General features: G+C 67.1%; 21 protein-coding genes. 7 read left to right on the top strand and 14 right to left on the bottom strand.

Going from position 1 to position 23,240, the window contains the following annotated elements:
• Positions 1-2: 2 nt before the first annotated feature.
• The gene (locus B5X90_RS08910; RefSeq protein ID WP_256860138.1) at positions 3-2,075 is read right to left on the bottom strand and encodes an alpha-1,4-glucan--maltose-1-phosphate maltosyltransferase; all 2,073 of its coding nucleotides are present in this window, start codon (positions 2,073-2,075) and stop codon (positions 3-5) included.
• A gap of 150 nt (positions 2,076-2,225) precedes the next feature.
• On the opposite strand from B5X90_RS08910, the gene glgP reads away from it, so the two are divergent.
• A complete protein-coding gene (gene glgP, locus B5X90_RS08905; RefSeq protein ID WP_179129090.1) occupies positions 2,226-4,844 on the top strand; it encodes an alpha-glucan family phosphorylase in 2,619 nt (872 codons plus the stop codon).
• A gap of 30 nt (positions 4,845-4,874) precedes the next feature.
• On the opposite strand, the gene B5X90_RS08900 is transcribed toward glgP, so the two are convergent.
• Together B5X90_RS08900 and glgX are read right to left on the bottom strand one after the other, a co-directional pair.
• A complete protein-coding gene (locus B5X90_RS08900; RefSeq protein WP_079552073.1) occupies positions 4,875-5,231 on the bottom strand; it encodes a barstar family protein in 357 nt (118 codons plus the stop codon).
• A 24-nt stretch (positions 5,232-5,255) separates the two neighbouring features.
• On the bottom strand, positions 5,256-7,370 hold the full coding sequence (glgX, locus tag B5X90_RS08895) for a glycogen debranching protein GlgX (protein ID WP_079552071.1): 2,115 nt from the start codon (positions 7,368-7,370) through the stop codon (positions 5,256-5,258).
• A 115-nt stretch (positions 7,371-7,485) separates the two neighbouring features.
• On the opposite strand from glgX, the gene B5X90_RS08890 reads away from it, so the two are divergent.
• Entirely contained in the window at positions 7,486-8,289 is an 804-nt protein-coding gene (locus B5X90_RS08890; RefSeq protein WP_079552112.1) for a carbon-nitrogen hydrolase family protein, read from the top strand.
• Between the two features lie 385 nt (positions 8,290-8,674).
• On the opposite strand, the gene rlmB is transcribed toward B5X90_RS08890, so the two are convergent.
• The 6 genes from rlmB to B5X90_RS08860 all read right to left on the bottom strand — a co-directional run bounded on the left by rlmB (position 8,675) and on the right by B5X90_RS08860 (position 13,859).
• On the bottom strand, positions 8,675-9,676 hold the full coding sequence (rlmB, locus tag B5X90_RS08885; RefSeq protein WP_079552110.1) for a 23S rRNA (guanosine(2251)-2'-O)-methyltransferase RlmB: 1,002 nt from the start codon (positions 9,674-9,676) through the stop codon (positions 8,675-8,677).
• 123 nt (positions 9,677-9,799) lie between these two features.
• Positions 9,800-11,248 (bottom strand): cysteine--tRNA ligase, encoded by a 1,449-nt coding sequence (cysS, locus tag B5X90_RS08880; protein ID WP_079552069.1) that lies wholly within the window; start codon positions 11,246-11,248, stop codon positions 9,800-9,802.
• A 118-nt stretch (positions 11,249-11,366) separates the two neighbouring features.
• Positions 11,367-11,726 carry a hypothetical protein gene (locus B5X90_RS08875; protein WP_079552067.1) on the bottom strand — a complete coding sequence of 120 codons (360 nt, stop codon included), beginning with the start codon at positions 11,724-11,726 and terminating at the stop codon, positions 11,367-11,369.
• Positions 11,727-11,832: 106 nt separating this feature from the next.
• Complete coding sequence (ispF, locus tag B5X90_RS08870) at positions 11,833-12,351, bottom strand: 2-C-methyl-D-erythritol 2,4-cyclodiphosphate synthase (protein ID WP_143264690.1); 519 nt, start codon at positions 12,349-12,351, stop codon at positions 11,833-11,835.
• On the bottom strand, positions 12,348-13,178 hold the full coding sequence (gene ispD, locus B5X90_RS08865; RefSeq protein WP_079552063.1) for a 2-C-methyl-D-erythritol 4-phosphate cytidylyltransferase: 831 nt from the start codon (positions 13,176-13,178) through the stop codon (positions 12,348-12,350). The genes ispF and ispD overlap by 4 nt, the downstream gene beginning before the upstream one ends.
• Before the next feature lie 198 nt (positions 13,179-13,376).
• Entirely contained in the window at positions 13,377-13,859 is a 483-nt protein-coding gene (locus tag B5X90_RS08860) for a CarD family transcriptional regulator (RefSeq protein WP_026266570.1), read from the bottom strand.
• A gap of 325 nt (positions 13,860-14,184) precedes the next feature.
• Here B5X90_RS08860 and B5X90_RS08855 point away from each other — a divergent pair, with 325 nt between their 5' ends.
• Positions 14,185-14,754 carry a hypothetical protein gene (locus B5X90_RS08855; RefSeq protein WP_079552060.1) on the top strand — a complete coding sequence of 190 codons (570 nt, stop codon included), beginning with the start codon at positions 14,185-14,187 and terminating at the stop codon, positions 14,752-14,754.
• Positions 14,755-14,971: 217 nt separating this feature from the next.
• On the opposite strand, the gene B5X90_RS08850 is transcribed toward B5X90_RS08855, so the two are convergent.
• A complete protein-coding gene (locus B5X90_RS08850; protein ID WP_018774213.1) occupies positions 14,972-15,652 on the bottom strand; it encodes a response regulator transcription factor in 681 nt (226 codons plus the stop codon).
• On the bottom strand, positions 15,649-16,881 hold the full coding sequence (locus tag B5X90_RS08845) for a sensor histidine kinase (RefSeq protein WP_079552058.1): 1,233 nt from the start codon (positions 16,879-16,881) through the stop codon (positions 15,649-15,651). The genes B5X90_RS08850 and B5X90_RS08845 overlap by 4 nt, the downstream gene beginning before the upstream one ends.
• A gap of 207 nt (positions 16,882-17,088) precedes the next feature.
• On the opposite strand from B5X90_RS08845, the gene phoU reads away from it, so the two are divergent.
• Positions 17,089-17,751, top strand: a complete 663-nt coding sequence (gene phoU / locus B5X90_RS08840) for a phosphate signaling complex protein PhoU (protein ID WP_079552056.1) — start codon at positions 17,089-17,091, stop codon at positions 17,749-17,751.
• Positions 17,752-17,928: 177 nt separating this feature from the next.
• On the opposite strand, the gene B5X90_RS08835 is transcribed toward phoU, so the two are convergent.
• The gene (locus B5X90_RS08835; RefSeq protein WP_079552053.1) at positions 17,929-18,675 is read right to left on the bottom strand and encodes a phosphoglyceromutase; all 747 of its coding nucleotides are present in this window, start codon (positions 18,673-18,675) and stop codon (positions 17,929-17,931) included.
• 178 nt (positions 18,676-18,853) lie between these two features.
• On the opposite strand from B5X90_RS08835, the gene B5X90_RS08830 reads away from it, so the two are divergent.
• The gene (locus B5X90_RS08830; RefSeq protein WP_256860137.1) at positions 18,854-19,702 is read left to right on the top strand and encodes a class I SAM-dependent methyltransferase; all 849 of its coding nucleotides are present in this window, start codon (positions 18,854-18,856) and stop codon (positions 19,700-19,702) included.
• A gap of 15 nt (positions 19,703-19,717) precedes the next feature.
• On the opposite strand, the gene B5X90_RS08825 is transcribed toward B5X90_RS08830, so the two are convergent.
• Entirely contained in the window at positions 19,718-20,071 is a 354-nt protein-coding gene (locus tag B5X90_RS08825; protein WP_079552051.1) for a DUF2516 family protein, read from the bottom strand.
• Between the two features lie 9 nt (positions 20,072-20,080).
• Positions 20,081-21,277, bottom strand: a complete 1,197-nt coding sequence (locus tag B5X90_RS08820) for a trans-sulfuration enzyme family protein (protein ID WP_079552048.1) — start codon at positions 21,275-21,277, stop codon at positions 20,081-20,083.
• Between the two features lie 134 nt (positions 21,278-21,411).
• Between B5X90_RS08820 and tmk the strand changes: the two genes are divergently transcribed.
• Positions 21,412-22,068, top strand: a complete 657-nt coding sequence (gene tmk / locus B5X90_RS08815; RefSeq protein WP_079552046.1) for a dTMP kinase — start codon at positions 21,412-21,414, stop codon at positions 22,066-22,068.
• Positions 22,065-23,207: a DNA polymerase III subunit delta' gene (locus tag B5X90_RS08810; protein WP_079552044.1), complete on the top strand. Its 1,143-nt coding sequence runs from the start codon at positions 22,065-22,067 to the stop codon at positions 23,205-23,207. The genes tmk and B5X90_RS08810 overlap by 4 nt, the downstream gene beginning before the upstream one ends.
• Positions 23,208-23,240: the final 33 nt, after the last annotated feature.

Below are 23,240 nucleotides of genomic sequence, written 5' to 3'. Positions count from 1 at the left end.
CACTACCTCCGGATGCTAAGAATGTGAACGGGCTCGACGTGCGGGTCCAGGCGGACGTAGTTGTATTCCCCCCATTCCCAACTCTCGCCGGTCAGCAGGTCATCAACCATGAAACGGCCGTTGTGCGTGAAGTTCTCCGCGTCCAGTTCCAGCGCCGGCAGGTCCAGGGACACCGTGCTCTCCCTGGTGCCGTGCGGGTCCACGTTGACGACGATGATCAGGGTGTCCTTGGTCCCGTCCGCGAGGGTCTTGTGCTTGGAGTACACCACGGTGGAGTTGTCCGAGCTTTGGTGCACCGTGAGGTTCTGCAGGTCCCCCAGGGCCGGGTGCGCGCGCCGGATCCCGTTGAGCCGGGTCAGGTACGGGGCCAGGGTGCGCCCCGTTTCTGTCGCCGCGTCCCAGTCGCGGGACTTGTACTCAAACTTCTCGTTGTCGATGTACTCCTCGGCGCCGGGACGCGCCACGTGTTCGTAGAGCTCAAAGCCGGCGTACACGCCCCAGATCGGGCTTGCCGTCGCGGCCAGGGCGGCACGGATCTTGAAGGCCGCCGGGCCGCCGAACTGCAGGTATTCGGTGAGGATGTCCGGGGTGTTGACGAAGAAGTTCGGCCGGAAGTAGGCCGCCGACTCGTGGCTGACCTCCTGGAAGTACGTCTCCAGTTCTTCCTTGGTGTTCCGCCAGGTGAAGTAGGTGTAAGACTGCTGGAAGCCGGCACGGCCAAGAGCGTGCATCATGGCCGGGCGGGTGAATGCCTCGGCGAGGAAGACGACGTCGGGGTGCTTCTTATTGACCTTGCCGATCAGCCATTCCCAGAACCACACGGGTTTGGTATGCGGATTGTCCACCCGGAACACCTTGACGCCATGGCTGACCCAGAGCATCACAATCCTAAGAATTTCGTTGGACAGCCCCGCGGGGTCGTTGTCGAAATTCAGCGGGAAAATGTCCTGGTATTTCTTTGGCGGATTCTCCGCGTAGGCAATAGTGCCGTCGACGCGCGTGGTGAACCATTCCGGGTGGCTTTGCACCCACGGGTGGTCCGGCGCGGCCTGCAGGGCCAGGTCCAGGGCCACCTCGAGTCCCAGCTCACCGGCCCGCGCCACGAAGGCATCGAAGTCCTCGAAGGTGCCCAGATCCGGGTGGATGGCGTCGTGGCCGCCCTCGTGGGATCCGATGGCCCACGGCGAACCGGGATCGTGAGGTCCGGCGATCAGGGTGTTGTTCGGCCCCTTGCGGTGCTGGACGCCGATCGGGTGGATCGGCGGCATGTAGATGATGTCAAAGCCCATGGCGGCGACGGCGTCGAGGCGCTGCGCGGCGGTGCGGAAATTGCCGGAGGTCCATTCCCCGGTGTCGTGGTTGCGCACGGCACCTTCGGAGCGGGGGAAGAATTCGTACCAGGCGCCGGCCCCGGCAAGCCTTCGCTCAACCAACAGCGGGTAGGGCTCGGACACCGTCACAAGTTCGCGGATGGGCTGGCGTTCGACGACGGCGGCGACGTCGGCGCCGAAGCCGGCGGCGAGGCGTTCCTCGGGTGTCCGGGACGTGTCTGAGAGGACGACGACGGCCATCCGCAGCGTTCTGCGGTCACCGGAGGGGCGGGAGGCGTCTTCGGAGGCTTCCGCCAGCAGGGCGGCACCTTCGGACAGCATGAGCTCGACGTCGATGCCGGCCTCCACCTTGACCTCGGCGTTGTGGTGCCAGGTGCCGTAGCGGTCGTGCCAGGCCTCGATGACGAAGGACCAGTTGCCGGTGGCGGGCGGGGTCAGGAGACCTTCCCAGCGGTCCGTGCCCATTCCCCGGGGTCCGCGCGGCGGGGCGAGGCGGACCCGCTGCCGCTCCTTGCCGCGGGGGTCGAGCAGGACGGCGCTGACGCCGAGCTGGTCGTGTCCCTCCCGGAACGCGGTGGCTCCCACAACAATGGTTTGGCCCTCGACGGCTTTGGCGGGAAACTTTCCCCCCTCCACCGAAGGCTGCACGGCGGTGATCGGAAAGCGGCCAAATCGAAGGCCATCCGTGATCAGGGCCTTGGGCTTTTGCTTGGACAGGGCGCTGGTTCGCGAGTTATTCGTCACAGCCTCGACGTTATCTACAAAACGGCCAGAATGCTAAGGCCTCGAACGTTTTCCGGAGGTTTCCGGCTCTGGCGGACCGATATTCGTCATTTACAGGAAAGAATCTTAAAGCGGTTCCGGGGCACCGACTTGTCCGTTAGTGTTTCGCTGGTGAAGGCAATCCGCAGATTTACTGTCCGAACCGTTCTCCCGGAGTCGATCCGGCCGCTGGCCCGGCTCGCCACCAATCTCCGGTGGTCCTGGCATCGGCCTACCCGGGAGCTTTTCGAGGGGCTCAACCCCGGGATCTGGGCGGAGAGTGCCCACGACCCCGTGACTTTCCTGGGCCTGGTCAGCCGGGAAGAGCTGCAGCGCCTCGCCGCGGACCAGGACGTGGTGCGGCGCGTGCACGCCGCGGCCGATGATCTCGACCGGTACCTGGAACAGCCGCGCTGGTACCAGAGCCTGGGCGACGGCGCGCCGGCATGCATCGCCTACTTCTCGCCCGAGTTCGGCATCACCGAGGTCCTGCCCCAGTACTCGGGCGGCCTGGGCATCCTGGCCGGGGACCACCTGAAAGCGGCCTCGGACCTTGGCGTGCCGCTGATCGGCGTCGGCCTCCTGTACCAGGCCGGCTACTTTAAGCAGTCGCTCTCCCGGGACGCCTGGCAGCAGGAAACGTACCCGGTCCTCGACCCCGACGGGCTGCCCCTGACGCTCCTGCGCGAGGCCTCCCCGGACGGCAACGGCAAACCGGTCCAGATCTCCCTGCCGCTTCCCCAGGGCCGGCGCCTGCTGGCGCACGTGTGGCGGGCCGACGTCGGACGCGTGCCGCTGCTGCTGCTGGATTCCAACGTTCCGGGCAACGACGAGGCCGCCCGCGGCATCACCGACCGCCTGTACGGCGGCGGCGGAGACCACCGGCTGCAGCAGGAGCTGCTGCTGGGCATGGGCGGGGTCAAGGCGCTGCGGGAGTTCCAGCGGCTTACGGGCGTCCCCGCGCCGGAGGTCTTCCACACCAACGAGGGCCACGCCGGGTTCCTCGGCGTCGAGCGGATCCAGGAATTGATGTCCGGCGCGACGCCGCTGAGCTGGGAGGAGGCCCTGGCCGCCGGGCGCGCGTCCACGGTGTTCACCACCCACACGCCGGTGCCCGCGGGAATCGACCGCTTCGAAATCTCCCAGATTCAGCACTTCTTCGAAGCCGGCCTCGCCCCGGACGTCCCGGTGGCAAAGATCCTGGACCTGGGCCGCGAGGACTTCGCCGACGGCAACCCGTTCGTGTTCAACATGGCCGTGATGGGGCTGCGGCTCGCCCAACGGGCCAACGGTGTGGCCAAACTGCACGGCGTGGTCTCGCGCGGGATGTTCTCCGCCCTGTGGCCGGGCTTCGACCACTCCGAAATCCCCATCACCTCCGTCACCAACGGCGTGCACGTCCCCACTTGGGTGGACCCGCGCATCTCCGCGCTGGCGCGGGACCAGTTTGGTGCCGAGGCGGAAGCGCAGGGCCGGTGGGACCTGGCCTACAACGTCACCGACGAGGACCTCTGGGCGTTGCGGCGCGAGATGCGGGTGTCCCTGGTGGAGGATGTCCGGCGCCGGCTCAGGGCCGCGTGGAAGAAGCGCGGTGCGGCCGACGCCGAGCTGGCGTGGACGGACTCCGTCTTGGATCCGGACGTCCTGACCATCGGCTTCGCCCGCCGCGTGCCGACCTACAAGCGGCTGACCCTGATGCTGCGCGATCCGGAACGGCTCAAGGCGCTGCTGCTGCACAAGACGCACCCCATCCAGCTGGTCATTGCCGGGAAGTCCCACCCGGCGGACGACGCCGGCAAGAAGATGATCCAGGACCTCGTCCGGTTCACCGACGACCCCGCCGTGCGGCACCGGATCGCGTTCCTGCCCAACTACGACATCGCCATGGCCCGGACCCTGTTCCCCGGCTGCGATGTGTGGCTGAACAACCCGCTGCGCCCGCTGGAGGCCTGCGGCACCTCCGGCATGAAGGCGGCCCTGAACGGCTCGCTGAACCTCTCGGTCATGGACGGCTGGTGGGATGAGATGTACGACGGCGAGAACGGCTGGGCGATCCCGACCGCCAACAACGACGCCTCCCCGGAGGAACGCGACGACATCGAGGCGGCGGCACTGTACGAGCTGCTCGAAACGCAGGTGGCGCCGCGATTCTACGGGCTGACCGTGTCCGACGCCGCGGGCGCTGCGGGACCATCCCAGCCCGGCCCGCAGGCTGTTCCTACGCACTGGGTCTCGATGATCAAGCACACCATGTCCCACCTGGGGCCGGCGGTTTCCGCGGAACGGATGCTCCGGGACTACGTCAACGTCCTGTACCGGCCCGCCGCGATCGCAGGGCGCCACGCCGTGGCGGACAACTACGCCCAGGCCAAGGCCCTGGCGGCATGGAGCTCACGGGTCCGGGCCGCGTGGCCGCACATCCAGGTCGAACACGTCGACTCGGTGGGGGTATCCGAGGACCCGCAGATCGGCGACCTGCTGCAGGTAAATGCGTATGTGGCGCTGCGTGAGCTCTCACCGGACGACGTCTATGTTGAGGTGGCCTACGGCCGCGCCGAGGACACCGACGAGCTGACGGACATCACGGTAGCGGAGCTCAAGGCCGCAGAAGACCTCGGCAAGGGCCGGCACCTCTTCAGCGGCACGCTGGTGATCGACCGTTCGGGGTCCTTCGGCTACACCGTGCGCGTGCTCCCCAAGAACGATGCGCTGGCCTCCAAGGCGGAACTGGGCCTGATCGTCAACGCCTGACCGTCACCGCGTGGCGTCGTGTGAGCTCGTTTAGAGGCAGACGGCGATGACGTCCAGGCTCTTTCCGGCGTAGCCTTCGGCGTCCTGCAGCGTTTCGCAGATGACGCCGAAGGACCGGTCCGCCCGGAGCGCAGCGGGCACCTGCCAGATGAACGTCACGGGGGCCTCGCCGTCGTCGGTCACGGCATCCGCGACGTCGTGCAGCGAATCGTGCAGGGCATCCAGGTCCGTGCCGTAGTCCTCGGGGACGTCCAGGAGTTCGCCGAACGTATCCAGGACCGCCTGCTTGGTGTCCGCGGCGGGGACCACCAGGGCGCGCCGGCCGGCGTCGCCGATTTGCGCCGTGAGTTCTTCGATGGTCCAGGTCTCTGCCGAGTAAATCTTCATGGGGTCCTTAATCTCGAAATTTAATTAGGTGCGGTAGATATTGATCGTGTTGGCCTGAACGAGGTCGCGCTCACCTGAGGCGACGCGGGCGCCCTGACGCCGGTCATGGAGTTCGGACGTCGTCACGCGGAGTTCGAAGAGCCGGTGCCCGGTGCCGTCCTCATTGCTCAGCCGAGGCAAGGTGACCTTGACGTCGTCGGCGCCGCCGTTGACCACCACGAGACCGTCGATGTGCCCGTCGTCGGACCCGAGCAGGAGCTGGATCACCCGGTGGCCGGGGTCGTGCCACGTGTCGGCGGACATGGGCTGGCCGGCCACATCGAACCAGTGGAAGTAGGACTGGTTGTCACGCGCCGGGTAATCATGCGGCTGGCTGGCCAGAAACTCCTTGCGCAGCCGGATGACGCGCTTGGTGGTGCGCAGCATCGCATGGGATTCCGTCGTGCTGGTCCAGTCGATCCAGGTCAGTGCATTGTCCTGGCAGTAGGCGTTGTTGTTCCCCTGCTGGGTCCGGCAGATCTCGTCCCCGGCGGTGATCATGGGTACGCCCTGGGAAATCATCAGGCAGGCCATCAGGTTCCGCCTGCTTTGGGCACGCCGGGCGAGGATGTCGCTGTCCTCGGTGGGGCCCTCGAAGCCGTGGTTGTAGCTGCGGTTATCGCCGTGGCCGTCCCGGTTCTGCTCGCCGTTGGCCTCATTGTGCTTGCGGTCGTAGGCCGTCAGGTCGGCCAGGGTGAAGCCATCGTGGGCCGTGATCAGGTTCAGCGACGCTAGCCGGGACCGGCCCGAGGACTCGAACAGCCGGGCGGAACCAGAGAGCGCGTCCGCGAGGCGGGCCACCGGGCCGCCGCTGCCACCGCCGTCGATCGCGGCGCGGTCGGCGAGCCAGAAGCTGCGGACGGCGTCGCGGAAATGATCGTTCCAGTCCACCCACCCGGCGGGAAACCGGCCGGTCTGCCAGCCGCCGTAGCCCACGTCCCAGGGTTCGGAAATCAGCTTGACGCCTGACAGGACCGGATCGGCTCCGACGGCGACGAGGAAGGGGTGCCGCGGATCGAATTCGTTGGCGCTGTTGCGGCACAGCGTGACCGCGAGGTCGAAGCGGAACCCGTCGATGTGGAACTCGCTCACCCAGTAGCGCAGGGAGTCCAGCACCAGCTGCACGACGCGGGGTTCGCCGAAGTTCAGGCTGTTGCCGCAGCCGGTGGTGTCCACGTACCTGCCGTGGCCGTCGTTGCGGTAGTACTGCATCTCGCCCAGGCCGCGGAAGCTCAGGGTGGGGCCGTCCGTGCCGCCCTCGGCGGTGTGGTTGTACACGACGTCGAGGATGACCTCGAGCCCGGCGGCATGCAGCAGCTTGACCATGCCCTTGAACTCGTCCTGGACCGCGTGGGCGCCGGCGGCCTGGGCGGCCTCGGTGGCGTAGCCGGGATGCGGGGCGAAGAACGCGGCCGTGTTGTAGCCCCAGTAGTTCGTCAGCCCGAGCTGCTGCAGGTGCGGTTCGTCCACGTGGAAATGCACGGGCAGGAGCTGGACCGCCGTGACGCCCAGCGAGATCAGGTGCTCGATCATGGCCGGGTGGGCCATCCCGGCATACGTCCCCTGCAGGTCCTCCGGAATGTCCGGGTGCAGCTTCGTCTGGCCCCGGACGTGGGCCTCGTAGACGATAGTGTTGCGCCACGGGACCCGCGGGCTGCGGTCCAGACCCCAGTCAAAGTCGTTGCCGACCCGGACACTGGTGATCAGATCATCGCGTTCGTCGACGGCCCGGCCGTAGGGGTCCATGAGCAGCGGCTGCTCGCCGGCGGCATCAAAATCCGTGGCGGGCATGGACAGCGGGAGGGCCTCGTGTTCCGGGGAAGCCCGGAAGCCGTAGCGCGAACCGGCGGGGATGCCCTCAACAATTCCGTGGTGGACGCCGTCCGTGAAGTTGGGCAGGGTCTTTACCTGCCAGGTTCCCCCGGGCGGCTGATATGCGATCTCCAGGGTGGTCACGCCGGGCGCGTAGACGGCCACGTTCGCGAACGCCCCCCGGGGATCGTCCACCGCCGGTGATCCGGTATGTGGAACGCTGATCCCCAGCGGAAACGCCCGCGAAGCGTCTACGGTGGAAGCGGTATCTATGTAAGACATAACCATTGCTTAAAGCTTAGCCGGGCCAGACAAATGGCCCCCGTTTTCGTTTTCATGACGTTTTGCAGTGTACGGACCGCCGCACTGCATACTGTAATGGAGCGCCGAGATGGAGGTAATTGTGCGCGTTGCACTAGCCCAAATTATTACCGGCCGTGACCTGGCCGCGAACCTTGACCTCGTGGACGCCTATGCGCGCCAGGCCAAGGCCGGCGGCGCGGACCTGGTGGTGTTCCCGGAGGCCACCATGCGGGCCTTCGGCAATTCGCTCCTGGATATCGCCGAGCCACTGGACGGCCCGTGGGCATCCCACGTCCGCGCCCTCGCCGCAGAGCTCGGCATTGTGATCGTCGCCGGCATGTTCACTCCCGGCACCGCCGGAGACGGCGCCAAGGTGCGCAACACCCTGCTGGTCACCGGCCGCGGCCTCGAGGCCAGCTACGACAAGATCCACCTGTTCGATGCCTTCGGTTTCGCCGAGTCGGACACGGTTGACGCCGGCGCCACCCCCGCCACCTTCGAGCTCGACGGCGTGACGTTCGGCCTCGCCACCTGTTACGACGTCCGATTCCCGGACCTGTTCACGGAAAACGCGGACCGCGGCGCCGACGTCAACATTGTGTGCGCCTCCTGGGGTTCGGGCCCCGGCAAGGCCGAGCAGTGGAAGCTCCTGGCCCGCGCCCGCGCCCTGGACTCCACCACCCTGGTCCTCGCCTGCGGCCAGGGCGACCCCGCCAGCGTGGGTCACCAGGTCAAGGGTTCCGCCCCCACCGGCGTCGGGCACTCCGTGGTGGTCTCCCCCCTGGGCGACGTCCTCGAAGAGCTCGACGGCGCCCCCGGCCTTCTCTTCGCCGACCTGGACACCGCCGCGGTCCAGGAAGCCCGCACCAAACTCCCGGTCCTGGCCAACCGCCACAGGTTCTAGGCGGCACCAGCCGTTAGTGGTTACCTTCGCAGAGGTCACCTTCCGCCCGGCTGCTTGAAGAGACGCTCCCTCACTTTTCGCACGTTAAAAGGAAACGCTCCCTCACTTTTCGCACATTAGACGGAAGCGCTCCCCAACAACAAGTGAGGGAGCGCTTAGCCGTTTACCGCGAAAGGTGAGGGACCGTTTGCCATCCTCCCGCACAAGGTGAGGGAGCGTCGGAGCCAGAACCGGAGTTTTTGCTAAGGAGCGCATCGCCGACCAGAGCGTAGTGAGGCCGCCCGCGGCCGAGCAAAGCGAAGGAAGGTGTCTAAGCGACGGCAAAACTCCGGTTCCGGCGAAACCTAACAACAACTGCGGTTCCGCCGAAACCTGACCCAGGGTTCTACTTAGCGGCGCGCTGGCGGGAGATTTCGTAGAGGGAGATGCCGACGGCCATGGAGGCGTTGAGGGATTCCATGGCGGAGTCGATCGGGATGGAGACGATCTGGTCGCAGTTTTCGCGGACCAGGCGGCTCAGGCCCTTGCCTTCGGATCCGACGACGATGCACACCGGTTCGGTGGCCAGCGTGAGCTCGGGCAGCGAGACGTCGCCGTCGCCGTCGAGCCCCAGGACGTAGATCCCCATGTTCTTGAACGCCTTGAGCGTGTTGTTCAAGTTGGCCGCGCGGGCGACGGGGACGCGGGCGGCTGCACCGGCGCTGGTCTTCCAGGCCGAGGCGGTGACGCCCACGGAGCGGCGCTCCGGGACGACGACGCCGTGGCCGCTGAAAGCCGAGACGGAGCGGATGATCGCCCCGAGGTTGCGGGGATCGGTGATGCCGTCGAGCGCGACGAAGAGCGGGGCGTTGGCTACGTGGCCCTTCTTCCAGGCCTCGAGGGTTTCCTCGGCGAGCTCGTACGCGTCCTGGTATTCGTACGGCGGGATCTGCAGCACGAGGCCCTGGTGGATGGCGTCGTCGGTCATCCGGTCGAGCTCGGGCTTGCCGGTTTCCATCAGCGGGATGCCGCGTTCGGCGGCCAGCTTCAGGGATTCCTTGACACGGTCGTCCATTTCGATGCGGACGGCGACGTGCAGGGCCTTGGCCGGGATGCCGGCGCGCAGGGCTTCGACCACCGAGTTGCGCCCGGTGACGACCTCTTCGGTGGCGCGGCCCTTGGGACCGGAGCGGCCGGAGCGGGCGGCGGCGCTGGTAGTGCGGCTTCCGCTGGCGCGCTTGGCCTCGGAGCGTTCCGAGAGCTGCTTGTTCTTGAACGCCTTGTGGTAGGGGCGGTCCTCCGCCTTCGGCGTGGGGCCCTTGCCCTCCAGAGCCTTGCGGCCGTGACCGCCGGTTCCGACGGTGGGGCCCTTCTTCAATTTGACGGACCGGCGACCGTTGTTGGCCATGATTTCCACCCCTGCTTGTTACGTACTTCGTTGATAAGTCTGACCTCCAGTCTACTGACTCGAGTAAAATCCACGATTTCGGGGTGGCCCGGGAGGGATGTCAGGCGGCGCAGCAGGATCCGTTCAGCCGCGCTTGAGGCTCCAGCTTGCCCCGTCCGGCCCGTCCTCGACGACCACGCCGGCTGCGGCCAAGGTGTCCCGGATGGCGTCGGACGCCGCCCAGTCCTTGGCCGCCCGGGCGTGGGCCCGCGCCTCCAGCTGAGCTTCGACCAGGACGCCAAGGGCGGTGTTGGCTTGTTCGTCGGCCGCCGGCGTTGCGGTGGCGTTGAGGCCGAGGACATCCAGCATGGCGGTGACGCTGGCCAACGCCTGGCCCGCGGCGTCGAGGTCGCCGTCGGTGAGAGCCGTGTTGCCGGCCCGGACGGTCTCGTGGAGCACTGCCAGTGCCTGCGGGACGTTGAGGTCATCGTCCATGGCCACGCCAAAGGCTTCCGGGACAGAACCAGCAGACGCATCCGGTCCCGGGTCGGGCAGGACCCGGCTTGCGCGGCTGAGGAAGCCGTCGATCCGCTCGACGGCGGCAGCGGCTTCCTGCAGGGACGTCGGCTGGTAGTCCAGGACCGAGCGGTACTGCGCCTGCCCGAGGTAGTACCGGACGACGCGCGGCGGGGCGATCTCGAGCATTTCCGTCGGACTGATGGTGTTGCCGATGGACTTGGACATTTTCTCGCCGGCGTAGGTGACCATCCCGTTGTGCATCCAGAAGTTGGCGAAGCCGTGGCCTGCCGCCTGGGACTGCGCCATTTCGTTTTCGTGGTGCGGGAAGCGCAGGTCCAGGCCGCCGCCGTGGATGTCGAACTCGGTGCCGAGGTATTTGGTGACCATCGCGGAGCATTCGAGGTGCCAGCCCGGGCGGCCGGCGCCCCACGGCGAAGACCAGCTCGCGGTCGTCGGCTCGCCGTCCTTGTAGCCCTTCCACAGCGCGAAGTCGCGGGGGTCCTTCTTGCCGCGGGGATCCGCGTCCGGAGCGCCCTGCATGTCGTCGAGCCGTTGGCGCGTCAGGGTGCCGTACTTGGACCAGGAACGCACGTCGAAGTAGACGTCGCCGGAGTCGTCGAGGGCCGGGTAGGCGTGGCCGCGGTCGATCAGCAGTTGGATGAGGGCGTGCATTTCCGGGATGTGGCCGGTGGCGCGGGGCTCATAGGTGGGGCGGGAGACGCCGAGGGTGTCGTAGGCCTTGAGGAATTCCTGCTCGTAGCGGTAGGCCAGGGCCCACCATTCCTCGTTGCGGAGAGCCCCGGGCTCGTCTTCAAAGTCGGCGCCGAAGGAGGCTGCGGACTTGGCAAGGATCTTGTCGTCGATGTCGGTAACGTTGCGGACTGCCGTCACCCGGAAGCCGCGGTACTGCAGCCAGCGGGTCAGCTGGTCGAATGCGATGGCCGAGCGGATGTGGCCGACGTGCGGCATGCCCTGCACGGTGGCTCCGCAGTAATACAGGCTCACCTGGCCAGGTACCAGGGGGACGAAGTCGCGGACTTCGGCGGATGCAGTGTCGTAAAAGCGCAGGGTCACCGCTCCAGATTAGCCGATGGCGCTCCGCGGCCCGACCCGCTTTGCCGGCGGCCGGGACTGGCGGGGGCGCAGGCCGGCGGGCGGCAGGCCGGCCGCCGGGAACGGCCGGTGCGGTGACCTACTTGCAGTATTGGCCGATCTTGTTGATCTGCTCCGTGAGCTGGGCCGTCTGTTGGTCCGTCTTGGTTCCCGTAGGGCTCGCCGCAACCTGCTTCATGATCTCGGCCATCTGCTGGATCGGGGCGCCCACCTCCGGCGCCACCTTGTCCGCAACCTCCTGGTAGTGCTGGCCAATCTGCCCCGCCTGCTCCTTCGCGCTCCCGGAGGGCACGAAGGTGTCGGTGTTGAGGAACTTACAGCTTTCCTCGACGCTGAGCTTCGGAGTGGCGCTAGGCGTCTGCGGTGTTGTCGTGGAGGCGGCACAGCCGCTCAGCATGGTCCCTGCCACGAGTACGACGGCGGTCAGCAGCTTCTTCACGGCAGGTCTCCTGGCAATTCGGAACGGGTGTCTCGCTTGGGTCTTCCCTCAAGCGTAGGGGACCGGGGCCGGCGGCGCTTAACCGGCTGTGCTTAACCTGCGGTGCCTAGCCTGCCTGATACACGAGTGCTGTTGCCACGGCTGAGATTCCCTCGCCGCGGCCGGTAAACCCGAGCCCGTCGCTCGTGGTGGCCGTGACGCTCACCGGTGCCGCGGCAGCGGCGCTGAGGACCCGCTGGGATTCCTCCCGCCGCGGGCCGAACTTTGGCCGATTGGCCACGAACTGAACGGCGATATTGCCGATTTCGAATCCGTGGGCGCGAACAATCCGGGCGGCCTCGCCCAGCAGGGTCACGCCGGACGCCCCGGCATATTCGGGCCGGTCCGTACCGAAGTGCGTGCCCAGATCCCCGATCCCGCAGGCAGAGAAAAGCGCGTCGGCCGCGGCATGGGCTACGGCGTCACCGTCTGAGTGGCCGGACAGACCCCGCTCCCCCTCCCAGAAAAGGCCGCCGAGCCACAGCGGCTGCGGCTCGTCCTCCGCGGCGAAGGCATGGACATCGATTCCGATCCCGGTCCGGGGAATGACCGGGGGAACGACTGGCGGGTTGGTGGACATGCTCATCCCTCCACCCAGCGTACGCCCAGGGGGCCTTCGAGAAGGCCTTCGGCCAGGATCAGGTCCAGGGGCGTGGTGATCTTCAGGGACTGGCTGGCGCCGCGTACCGCGTGGACGGGGACCCCGATGAGCTCCACCAGCATCGCGTCGTCCGTGACAAGGGCGGACTGCCCGGCGTCGAACCCGGCGGCAGCCTCGTGGGCGCGCTTGAGGGTGCTCAGGGCGAATCCCTGCGGCGTCTGCACGGCGCGGAGCGATTCCCGGGGCGCCGTCCCGGTGACCAGCTCGGGGGCCACCGCGGCGCCGTCGCCGGTGGTCGGTTCGACGGTCTTGACGGTGTCGACGACCGGTATCACCGGAATGACGGCCGAGGCACCGGCGCCAAGCGCCGCTGCCACGCGGTGAAAGACGGCTTCAGGCGTCAGTGCCCGGGCGGCGTCGTGGACCAGCACCGACTCGATATTGGGCAAGAGAGCCGCCATCGCGGCGCGGACGGAATCGGCGCGATCCGCACCGCCGTCGACGACCGTCACGACGGGAACCCGGACGCCGTTGCCCGACGCCGCGCCGGCTTGCCCGGCCGCAAGCTCCTGGGTAAAGGCCTCGCACAGCGCCCGCAGCTCGGTGTCACCCGGGGGGAGCGCAATGCAGATCTGCTGTGCGATCCCGGCCGCCGCCACGCCGCGGAGGGCGTGGGTGAGGATGGTGTCCCCACCGAGAGGCACTTTTGCTTTCGGCATGCCATAGCCCAGGCGCTGGCCGGAGCCGGCGGCCACAACAATAACCGCTGTGGCGGGACCGGCCGGTGACGTATTCGTCGGTGCAGTATCCATGGGCACAAGACTACGTCCCCGCGCCTCGGACCATCCCGTTGCGCTATCAGTTGTGGCTGCCCTGGAGCGCTCGGGGGACCACAACCGATAGGACAACGGAGGGGGCGGCCGCTGAAAAAGGGCAAAAAGAAGCCCCGGCGGCTGACGCCACCGGGGTTCGATTCTTATCTGCGCCGGCCCTGCTGGGCCGGCCCTGTGCTAGGAAGCCAGGACCTCGTCGAGAACGCTTGCAGCCTTCTCTTCATCAGTCTTCTCAGCCAGTGCCAGTTCCGAAATCAGGATCTGACGGGCCTTGGCCAGCATGCGCTTCTCTCCCGCGGAGAGACCCCGGTCGTGATCACGGCGCCAGAGGTCGCGGACGACCTCAGCAACCTTGATGACGTCACCGGAAGCAAGCTTTTCCAGGTTTGCCTTGTAGCGACGCGACCAGTTGGTGGGTTCTTCAGTGAACTCGGCCCGCAGCACGTCGAACACGTGCTCCAAGCCTTCCTTGCCCACTACGTCCCGAACCCCTACCAGGTCAACGTTTTCTGCTGGAACTTCAATGGTCAGATCACCCTGAGCCACCTTGAGCTTGAGATACATCTTCTCTTCGCCCTTGACGGTGCGCATCTTGATTTCTTCAATTTTGGCTGCACCGTGGTGAGGGTAAACTACTGTCTCGCCGACCTCAAAAACCATGTGGACATTCCCCTTTCCCGCAGACCAGTTTATCACGATTAAGGCATACAACTGGCATCAAAAGGTGCCGGGAACCGCATGAATCCGGGGAAAATGGCCTCAATCCACCCCCTCAAACCCCTTGACGAATGCGGATAATAGTGCCTGCGGCCCTAACTGCCAAGAGGTTTCCGTCCCCGCCGAGCCTCATCCCGTCGCCGGAGAGGCACGCTTGGCCGCGCTTGTGTGTAGTTGCCGAATCCTTGTTTGCGGCCGATTGCGGCTAGGCTATGGCTGAATAATGTTTCAAGACTCTCAAGGAGTGCGTGACGTGCGTTTCACTGCGATGAACCGGGGCCAGCGCGGCAAGCTGGCAATGGCAACGGCTGCGCTTGGCATCGGCCTGTTGTCCCTGACCGGCTGCGGCTACATCAACGCCCAGCAGACCACGGAGCAGTACTCCGCCTCGGACGGAACCCGGACTGATCTCGGTGCGCTCAAGCTGCGCAACTTCATCATCGTCTCCGACGGCGAGGACAAGCCGGGCCGTGTGATCGGCGCCGTGTACAACTCCTCCTCCAACGACGCGGTGCTGACCATCAAGGGTGCGGAGGGCTCGCAGACCCAGGTTCCGGTCAAGAAGAACTCCTACACCATGCTCAACGACTCCACCGACGCCGCGATCCTGAACCCGGCCGGCGCCAAGCCGGGCGCCGTCCTCGAGGTCACCATCTCCGAGAACGGCACCAACAAGGAAGCCAAGTTCACGGTTCCGGTCATGGACGGCACGATCGTCGACTACAAGTCGTACCTGCCGACGCCGGCGCCCACCGAGTCCGGCACGGCCACGTCGACGGAGACGGCTACGCCGACCGAGACGGCCACGCCGACGCCGAGCAGCACGGCCGGCCACTAGCTTCAACGGCTGGACCAATCGTAAAAAGGAGGGGCACCTGCAGGTGCCCCTCCTTTTGTGTGTCCGCTGATGTTCAACTGCGCCGGACTTCCGGCGGCCCGGCAGCGAGGTAGCTGCGGCCACCGGGACTTCCGGCGGCCCGGCAGCAGCGGCCACCGGGACTTCCGGCGGCCCGGCAGCGAGGTAGCTGCGGCCGCCGGGCTGCTTCTTCAGGCCTTTAGGGCTCGAACTTGTAGCCCAGCCCCCGGACGGTGATCAGGTACCGCGGCGCGGACGCATCCGGCTCGATCTTGCTGCGCAGCCGCTTGACGTGGACGTCGAGGGTCTTGGTGTCCCCCACGTAGTCGGAGCCCCAGACCCTGTCGATCAGCTGCCCGCGGGTCAGGACCCGGCCGGAGTTCCGCAGCAGCATTTCCAGCAGCTCGAACTCCTTGAGCGGCAAGGCGATCTGCTCGCCCCCGACGCTGACCACGTGGCGTTCAATGTCCATCCGAACGGGACCGGCCTGCACCGTGGTGGAGACAAGTTCCTCCGGCTCGCTCTGGCGCCGCAGGACGGCCCGGACCCGCGCCACGAGTTCCCGCGAGGAGTAGGGCTTGGTGACATAATCGTCGGCGCCCAGTTCGAGCCCCACCACCTTGTCGATTTCCGAGTCCTTGGCCGTCAGCATGATCACGGGCACCCCGGAGCGCTGCCGGAGTTGGCGGCAGACCTCCGTGCCGGACTGGCCAGGCAGCTGCAGGTCCAGGAGCACGAGGTCGGCGCCGTTGCGGTCGAATTCGGTGATGGCGTCCAGTCCGTTGTCCACCACCTCCACTTCGAAGCCTTCTTTACCCAACAGGTAGGACAGGGGGTCGCTGAAGGACTCCTCGTCCTCGACAATGAGAATCCTGCTCAAGCGGTAGCTCCTTGCTCATGGACGCCTGCGGCGTCACGTCGTTGCGGTCTGGGGTCCCGACTGGAAGTTTGGGCAGCGGGCTTGGCCGCCTCGGGGGCGTCGCCGTCGTCCTGCCCTTCTATCTCGGGAAGTCGAATGGTGAACGTGGAACCCTGGCCGAGGCGGGACCACAGGGTCACCTCGCCGCCATGGTTGGAAATGACGTGCTTGACGATGCTCAGGCCAAGCCCGGTGCCGCCGGTCTGCCGCGACCGGGCAGCATCCACGCGGTAGAAGCGCTCAAAGACGCGCTCCTGGTCCTCGGCGGTGAGCCCATCGCCCTGGTCCGTCACAGAGACCGCCACGAGACCGTCCTTGGCCCGGATGCCCACACCCACCTTGGTGTTCTCCGGCGAGTAGCGGATGGCGTTATCGATCAGGTTGCGCAGGGCGGTCACGAGAAGGTCCTGGTCGCCATAGACGAGGGCATCGGCGTGCCCGCCGACCACCAGCTGGATGTTCTTGCTCTCGGCCGGCAGCACGGAGCGGTCCACGGCCTCGCTGACCACAAGGTTGATGTCAACCGGGCGGCCCTGCTGCGCGACGTTGGCGCCCTGGAGCCGGGAGAGTTCAATGATGTCCTGGACAAGCGCCGCGAGCCGTGTCGATTCCTTGTGCATGCGCTTGGCGAACCGCTTCACCGCCTCGGGGTCGTCAGCGGACGACTCGAGTGCCTCGGCCAGGAGGGAGATCGCCCCGACCGGTGTCTTCAGTTCGTGCGAGACGTTCGCGACGAAGTCGTTTCGGACTTCCTCGGTGCGGGTGAATTCCGTCCGGTCATCGGCCAGCAGGAGGACATATTCCTCCGTGATGACGGCGGCCCGGACCTGGACAACGATCGTGCCCTGGCCGAGCGGGCCGCGCGGCAGCTCCAGCTGCTGTTCAAGGATGACGCCGTCCCGCCGCACCTTGGCCGTCAGTTCCAGCAGCTGCTGGTGCACCACCGTGTGCCCGCGGACCAGGCCGTAGGCGTAGGCGGCGGGGCTGGCGCGGACTACGCCGTCGATCGCATCCACCACCACGAACGCCCGGCCGAGGACGGCGAGTACCTCCGCGGCCCCTTCGGGAAGCGAGGGGTCATCGACGTCGACGTCGACAATGTGCCGCTGCTGCTCACTGACCCGGAACGCGAGTACGCCGAACATGCCAAACGAGAGGCCGATCAGGCCGGCGATCACGCCGATGAGCATTGGATCCACGGCTCCAGCTTATGCTCTGCCACGTGACCGAAACCGAAATCTCCTGCGATTCGGGCAGCGGTTCAGCTAACGTTCACCTATTGGGGCGTAACAGTTCACCGGACACTGAAAGAGTTGACAGTTGGAGCGCCGGTAGGTGAACCGAAATAGGCCCGCCACTTCGATTGCAGGCAATATTTCCGAGGAAAGGACGCACACGTGCGTAAGGTTTTTCAGGAGGAGCTCGCCCAGGTAAGGGAACAGCTCGTCGAGATCTCAGCGCTGGTCACAGAGGCCATCGACAAGGCCACGACAGCTTTCCAGGGCGCCGATATCGACCTCGCCGAGGACGTGATTGCCGCCGATGCCCGCATCGACTTCCTGCAGAACAGCCTCGACGAACGGGCCATCGACATCCTCGCCCTGCAGGGCCCGGTGGCGAGCGATCTGCGCATGCTGGTTGGTTCGCTCCGGATGAGCGCCTCGCTCGAACGCATGGGCGACCTCGCCCGGCACCTGGCGCAGCTGGCGCGTCTGCGCTATCCGGCGTCAGTGGTCCCGGACCAGCTGCGGGAGACCTTCAAGGCTTTCGCGGAACAGGACCTGCTGATCGCCCAAAAGCTCACGGAGCTGCTGGCAACCCGCGACCTCGGCGTGGCCCGGGAGATCATGAAGGCCAACGGCGCCGTCAACGACCTTCACCTGAGCGTTTTCCAGGCGATCGCCCGCAGCGACTGGCAGGAGTCGCCGGCCACCACGGTGGACGTTGCTCTGGCCAGCCGCTACTTCGAGCGCTTCGCGGATCACGGCGTCTCCGTGGCCCAGAAGGTCACGTACCTGGTGACGGGCGCATGGCAGCCGAGCACGATCGAGCACAACTGACTCCGGCCAACTGCGGCTGATCCAGCCGCCGGTACAACGGCGCTGAAAGCACCGCGCTGATTGAACCGGGCTGATACGAACGACGGCGTCCGGTCACCTTGGGGGTGGCCGGACGCCGTCGTTTTGCTCTGTGCCTTGCTCGGCGCCTGGCTTAGTGCCTGGCCGGGCCGGAGCCGGTTACTTCTTGCCCTGGTTGGCGACTGCCTTGATGGCCTCGGCGGCGGCCTCGGGATCGAGGTAGGTGCCGCCCGGGTTCAGCGGCTTGAAGTCCTCATCCAGTTCGTAGACCAGCGGGATGCCGGTGGGGATGTTCAGGCTGGCGATGTCCTCGTCGCTGATCCCGTCAAGGTGCTTGACGAGGGCGCGGAGCGAGTTGCCGTGGGCGGTGACCAGGACGGTCTTACCGGCCCTGAGGTCTTCCTTAATGTCTGATTCCCAGTACGGCATGAGCCGGATCAGGACATCCTTGAGGCATTCGGTGCGCGGGACGGCGTCGCCGAGGTCCGCGTAGCGCGGGTCCCCCACCTGGGAGAACTCGGAATCGTCGGCCAGGGGCGGCGGCGGGGTGTCGTAGGACCGGCGCCACAGCATGAACTGCTCCTCGCCGAACTCGGCGAGGGTCTGGGCCTTGTCCTTGCCCTGCAGCGCGCCGTAGTGGCGCTCGTTGAGCCGCCAGTCGCGCTTGACGTCGATCCAGCCGCGGTCGGCCTTTTCCAGGGCCATGTTTGCCGTGTTGATGGCCCGCTTCAACCGCGAGGTGTAGAGGATGTCGGGGAGGATGTTGTTCTCCACGAGCAGCTCGCCGCCGCGCACCGCCTCGGCACGGCCCTGGTCATTGAGGTCAACATCCACCCAGCCGGTGAACAGGTTCTTGGCATTCCAGTCGCTGTGGCCGTGGCGCAGCAGAATCAGCTTGTAAGTCATGGTTTTCATCCTAGCCGAGCGGTTGGCGGCGGCGCCGAGCGTTACACCGCGCGCGTTTCAGAGCGTGCCCCACCGTCCACTTCACCGCGCGCTTCAGGGCAACGCGGGGTCGCTCCCGGCCTATCCGGCGCCCACCATGGAAATGAGGTGCCCCCGCGTTGGAGGATAGGCTTGGGCGGTGGTGCAGAAGGCTGAACGGGTGCTGGCCCCCCGGAACAAGGGCGGAACGAGAAGCGGCGCACGCGGCGGCAGGCCCGTGGGTAACGTGACCCGCGGAACCACGAACCCCAACCGGATGCGCCGCGTGGACCGCTGGCTGACCGGGCCGCAGGCATGGCGGCTGCGGGCAGCGGCCGATCCTCTCGCCGTCGACCTCGGCTACGGCGCCTCACCGGCCACCGCCGTCGAACTCTTCGACCGCCTCGCCGCCGTCCGCGGGGACGTACAAATGGTGGGGATCGAAATCGAACCGGAGCGCGTCCGGCAGGCCCAAGCCCTTGAACGGCCCGGCCTAAGCTTCCAGCTGGGCGGCTTCGAACTGCCCCTGAACGGAAAGCCCGTGCTGGTCCGCGCCTTCAACGTGCTGCGGCAGTACGAGGAAGCCGACGTGGCGGGCATCTGGCGGCTGGTGCAGGACCGGCTGGCCCCGGGCGGGCTGTTCATCGACGGCACGTGCGATGAAATCGGGCGGCGCGCCGCCTGGGTGGCGCTGGACGTCGAGCGGCCGCTGAGCCTGAGCCTGTCCATGCGGTTCGGTGCCTTCGTGCTGCCCTCCGACGTTGCCGAAAGGCTCCCGAAGGCACTGATCCACCGCAACATGCCCGGCGAGAAGATCCACGCCTACCTGCAGGCGATGGACCAAGCCTGGCTGGAAGCGGCGCCGCTGGCGGCCTTCGGAAACAGGCAGCGTTTCGGGGCGATGTGCCGCGCACTGCTCGACGCCGGCTGGCCGATCCAGGACGGCCCGTCCCGCTGGCGACTGGGCGAAGTGACGGTCGACTGGGAAGCCGTGGCCCCGGGAGCTTAGGCGGTTAGGCCTGGGTCACCAGGGGCCGTAGGGGCCCATGTTGCGGCCGCGGCCGGCGTCTTTGACCGCGGGGCGGACGTCGGCGAGGTACACGGACGCGGCCGTCACGGCTGCCAGGCCGAAAATCCCGAGCGAGCTGGCGCCGCCGCCGCTGCCCAGCTGCGAGAGCAGGGAGAACAGGCCCACTGCGAACGCGCCGCCGGTCAGGGCCAGCCAGAAGGTCTTGGTCCGCTTCGATACGGCCTCGAACGCGTTGGCCTTGTGCCGGAGGCAATCGAAAAACGCCCATGCCTCCAAGGCAAAGGCCACGACAGCCAGGACCAGGTAAACCCCGGATTCGACAAAGTAAATGAGTATGCGTCCGTCCACTCCCCCAGCCTAGCCGTCCAGCGTGCCCAATGCCTGTTCCAAATCGGCCCAAAGGTCTTCCACGTTCTCAATGCCCACGCTCATCCGGACCAGGTTGTCCGGCACGCTCTCCGGCTCGGCCGCGTGCCGGCGCCGGCGTTCGATCAGGGATTCCACCCCACCCAGGGAGGTCGCGGGGAGCCAAAGCTGCAGGGCGCGGATCATGCGGTCCGCGGCGTCCGCGCCGCTGAGGCCACTGTTCTGCCCACCCACCGGTGCCACCTCGATGCACAGGACGGAACCGAACCCCTTCATCTGCTCCTGGGCCCGTGCGTGGCCGGGGTCCGAGGCCAGCCCGGGGAAGCGGACGCCGGCCACCTTCGGGTGACCGTCGAGCCGCTCAGCCAGGACTTGGGCCGATGCCTGCGAACGCTCGATCCGCAGCGCCAGGGTCCGGAGTCCGCGCAGAGCCAGCCACGCCTCGAATGGTCCGGCGATTCCGCCGTGGATGGTGCGGTGGTGCAGCAGGGCGGCGCGGAGACCGGCGTCGGACGTCACCAGCGCACCGAGTACGACGTCGGAGTGGCCGGAGAGGTATTTGGTCACCGAATGCAGCACGACGTCGGAGCCCAGGCTCAGGGGCTGCTGCACCAGGGGCGTGGAAAAGGTGTTGTCCGTGACGACGATGGCTCCGGCCTCGTGCGCCGCGGAGGTCAGGGCCCGCATGTCCGCGACGCCGAGCATGGGGTTCGTGGGGCTCTCCAGCCAGAGCATGCTGGCGGCGCGCCGGCCGGAAGGGGCAAGCGCCGCTAGTACGGCGTCGGTGTCCGCGATGTCCACCGTCCGCAGCTCGAGGAACCCCTTGGCCGCCAGTTCGGTGGCCATGGTGACCGACCCCGCATAGCTGTGCGACGGCATGACGAGCACGCCCTGGGCGGGCACCAGGGACAGGGCCGAACTCACGGCGGCGAGTCCCGAGGCGTAGAGCAGGCCCGGCAGTTCCGCGCCCTCCAACTGGCCCAGCGCCTCTTCAAAGGGGTCCCATGTGGGGTTGGAATACCGGCCGTAGCCGCGGTCGCCGTCGCCCAGGGGTCCCGTGCCGAAGTAGGTCGAGGACAGCACCAGCGGCGGGTTGACCGGCTCGTCGCGGGTCCGCGGCGGGCGCCCTGCCGCGACGACCAGGGAATCCGGCGAAAGCGTGGCGGCCTGTTCTTCAGAAAGACTCATGAGGACAGGGTACGTGGGCGCCCTGCAGGGCACCCAAGCCGTTACGCCGCAGACTATGGACAGACTAGAGTGTCGGGGATTGTCGGTAGTCTAGAACCGTGACTACCCAGAGCCCCGGAGCGTCCCCTCAACTGTTGCCCAGAAAGTTGCCCGGACTGTTTATTGCCTTCGAGGGCGGAGACGGCGCCGGCAAGTCCACGCAGGCGGCTGAACTCGCCAAGGCCCTGGAATCAGGTGGTTTTACCGTGCTGCGGACCCGGGAACCGGGCGGCACGGCGATCGGCGAGAAGCTGCGGTCCCTGGTGCTGGATCACGGCCACGGCCACATCGATGCCCATACTGAGGCCCTGATTTTCGCGGCATCCCGTGCCGCGCACGCGAGCCAGGTCATCCGTCCCGCCCTGGAACGCGGCGAGATCGTCCTCACCGACCGGTACATCGACTCTTCGGTCGCGTACCAGGGCGCCGGCCGGGGCCTTGGAACGCGTGCGGTCCGGGACATCAATGCCTGGGCAACATCGGACCTGCAGCCGGACCTGACCGTACTCCTCGACGTTGAACCCGCCGTTGGCCGGCAGCGGCGTACCGCCGGCGAGGCCGCCGAAGACCGCCTCGAGTCTGAGGCCGACGAATTCCATGCCAAGATCCGGGCGGCCTTCCTGGACCTTGCCTCGGCCCGGCCGGAGGCGTATCTGGTGCTGCCCGCCCGGCTGCCCGTGGCCGAACTCGCCGCCCGGATCCTCGAGCGCGTCGAATCCCTGCTGGCCGTCACCCAAAGCAGCACAGCATGACCGTCTGGGACGACCTCCAGGGCCAGGACGCCGTCGTGGCCCAGCTGCGCCAGGCCGCCCAGAACGAAGGGCTCACGCACGCGTGGCTTTTCACCGGGCCGCCCGGCTCCGGCCGTTCCAACGCCGCGAAGGCGTTCGCCGCGGCCCTGAACTGCGACCAGGAGGATGTCAGCCTGCGCGGCTGCGGCGAATGCCCGGCGTGCCTGACCATCCTCGGCGAAACCCATTCCGACGTCACGTTCGTGCGCACGGAGAAGGTCACCATCACCATCGATGAGGCGCGCGAGCTCGTGTCCACCGCCGGGAACCGGCCCTCGTCGGGCCGGTGGCGAATCATCGTGGTTGAGGACGCGGACCGGATGGCCGAGCGGACCACCAACGTGCTGCTCAAGGCCATCGAGGAACCCACGCCCCGCACCGTCTGGATGCTCTGTGCCCCCTCCCCCGCCGATGTCCTGGTGACCATCCGCTCCCGCTGCCGGCCGGTGGCGCTGCGGCTTCCGCCGGCCGCCGCCGTCGCTGCCCTGCTGGTCAAGCGTGACGGCGTGGACCCGGCGGTCGCCGAGCGCGCCGCCCGGGCGGCGCAGAGCCACGTCGGGATCGCCCGCCGCCTGGCCCGGGACCCGGAAGCCAGGGAGCGCCGGCTCGAGACGGTGCGGTTTCCGCTGTCCCTTCGCGGCGTCACGGCGGCGGTCATGATGGCCGAGAAACTGGTCAAGATCGCCACCGAGGAAGCCAACAGCTCCAACGACGAGCGCGACGCCGCCGAGAAAACCGCGCTTCTGGCCACCCTCGGGGCGCCCGAAAGCGGCACGCTGCCGCCAGCCATGCGGAGCCAGGTCAAGCAACTCGAGGACGACCAGAAGCGCCGCGCCAAGCGTTCCGTCACCGATTCCCTTGACCGCACCCTGACGGACCTGTTGTCCTTTTACCGGGATGTCCTGATCATCCAGATGGGGAACGCTGTGGAACTCGTCAACGTTGAACTCAGAAGCGAACTCGAAGACTTCGCCTCCCGTTCCACCGCCGAAGTGACCCTTGCCCGAATGGACGCCATCAACAAGGCCCGCACGCGGATCACCACCACCAACGTGGCCCCGCTGCTGACGATCGAGTCCATGGCTTCCAGCCTTATTTGACGGTTCCGGCCGCTCCAACGATCATCTTCGCTT

The organism is Arthrobacter sp. 49Tsu3.1M3 (assembly GCF_900168135.1).
Taxonomy (GTDB): Bacteria; Actinomycetota; Actinomycetes; order Actinomycetales; family Micrococcaceae; genus Arthrobacter.
Note: the sequence above shows the minus strand (reverse complement) of the source record. Positions and strands in the feature narration are given on the sequence as shown.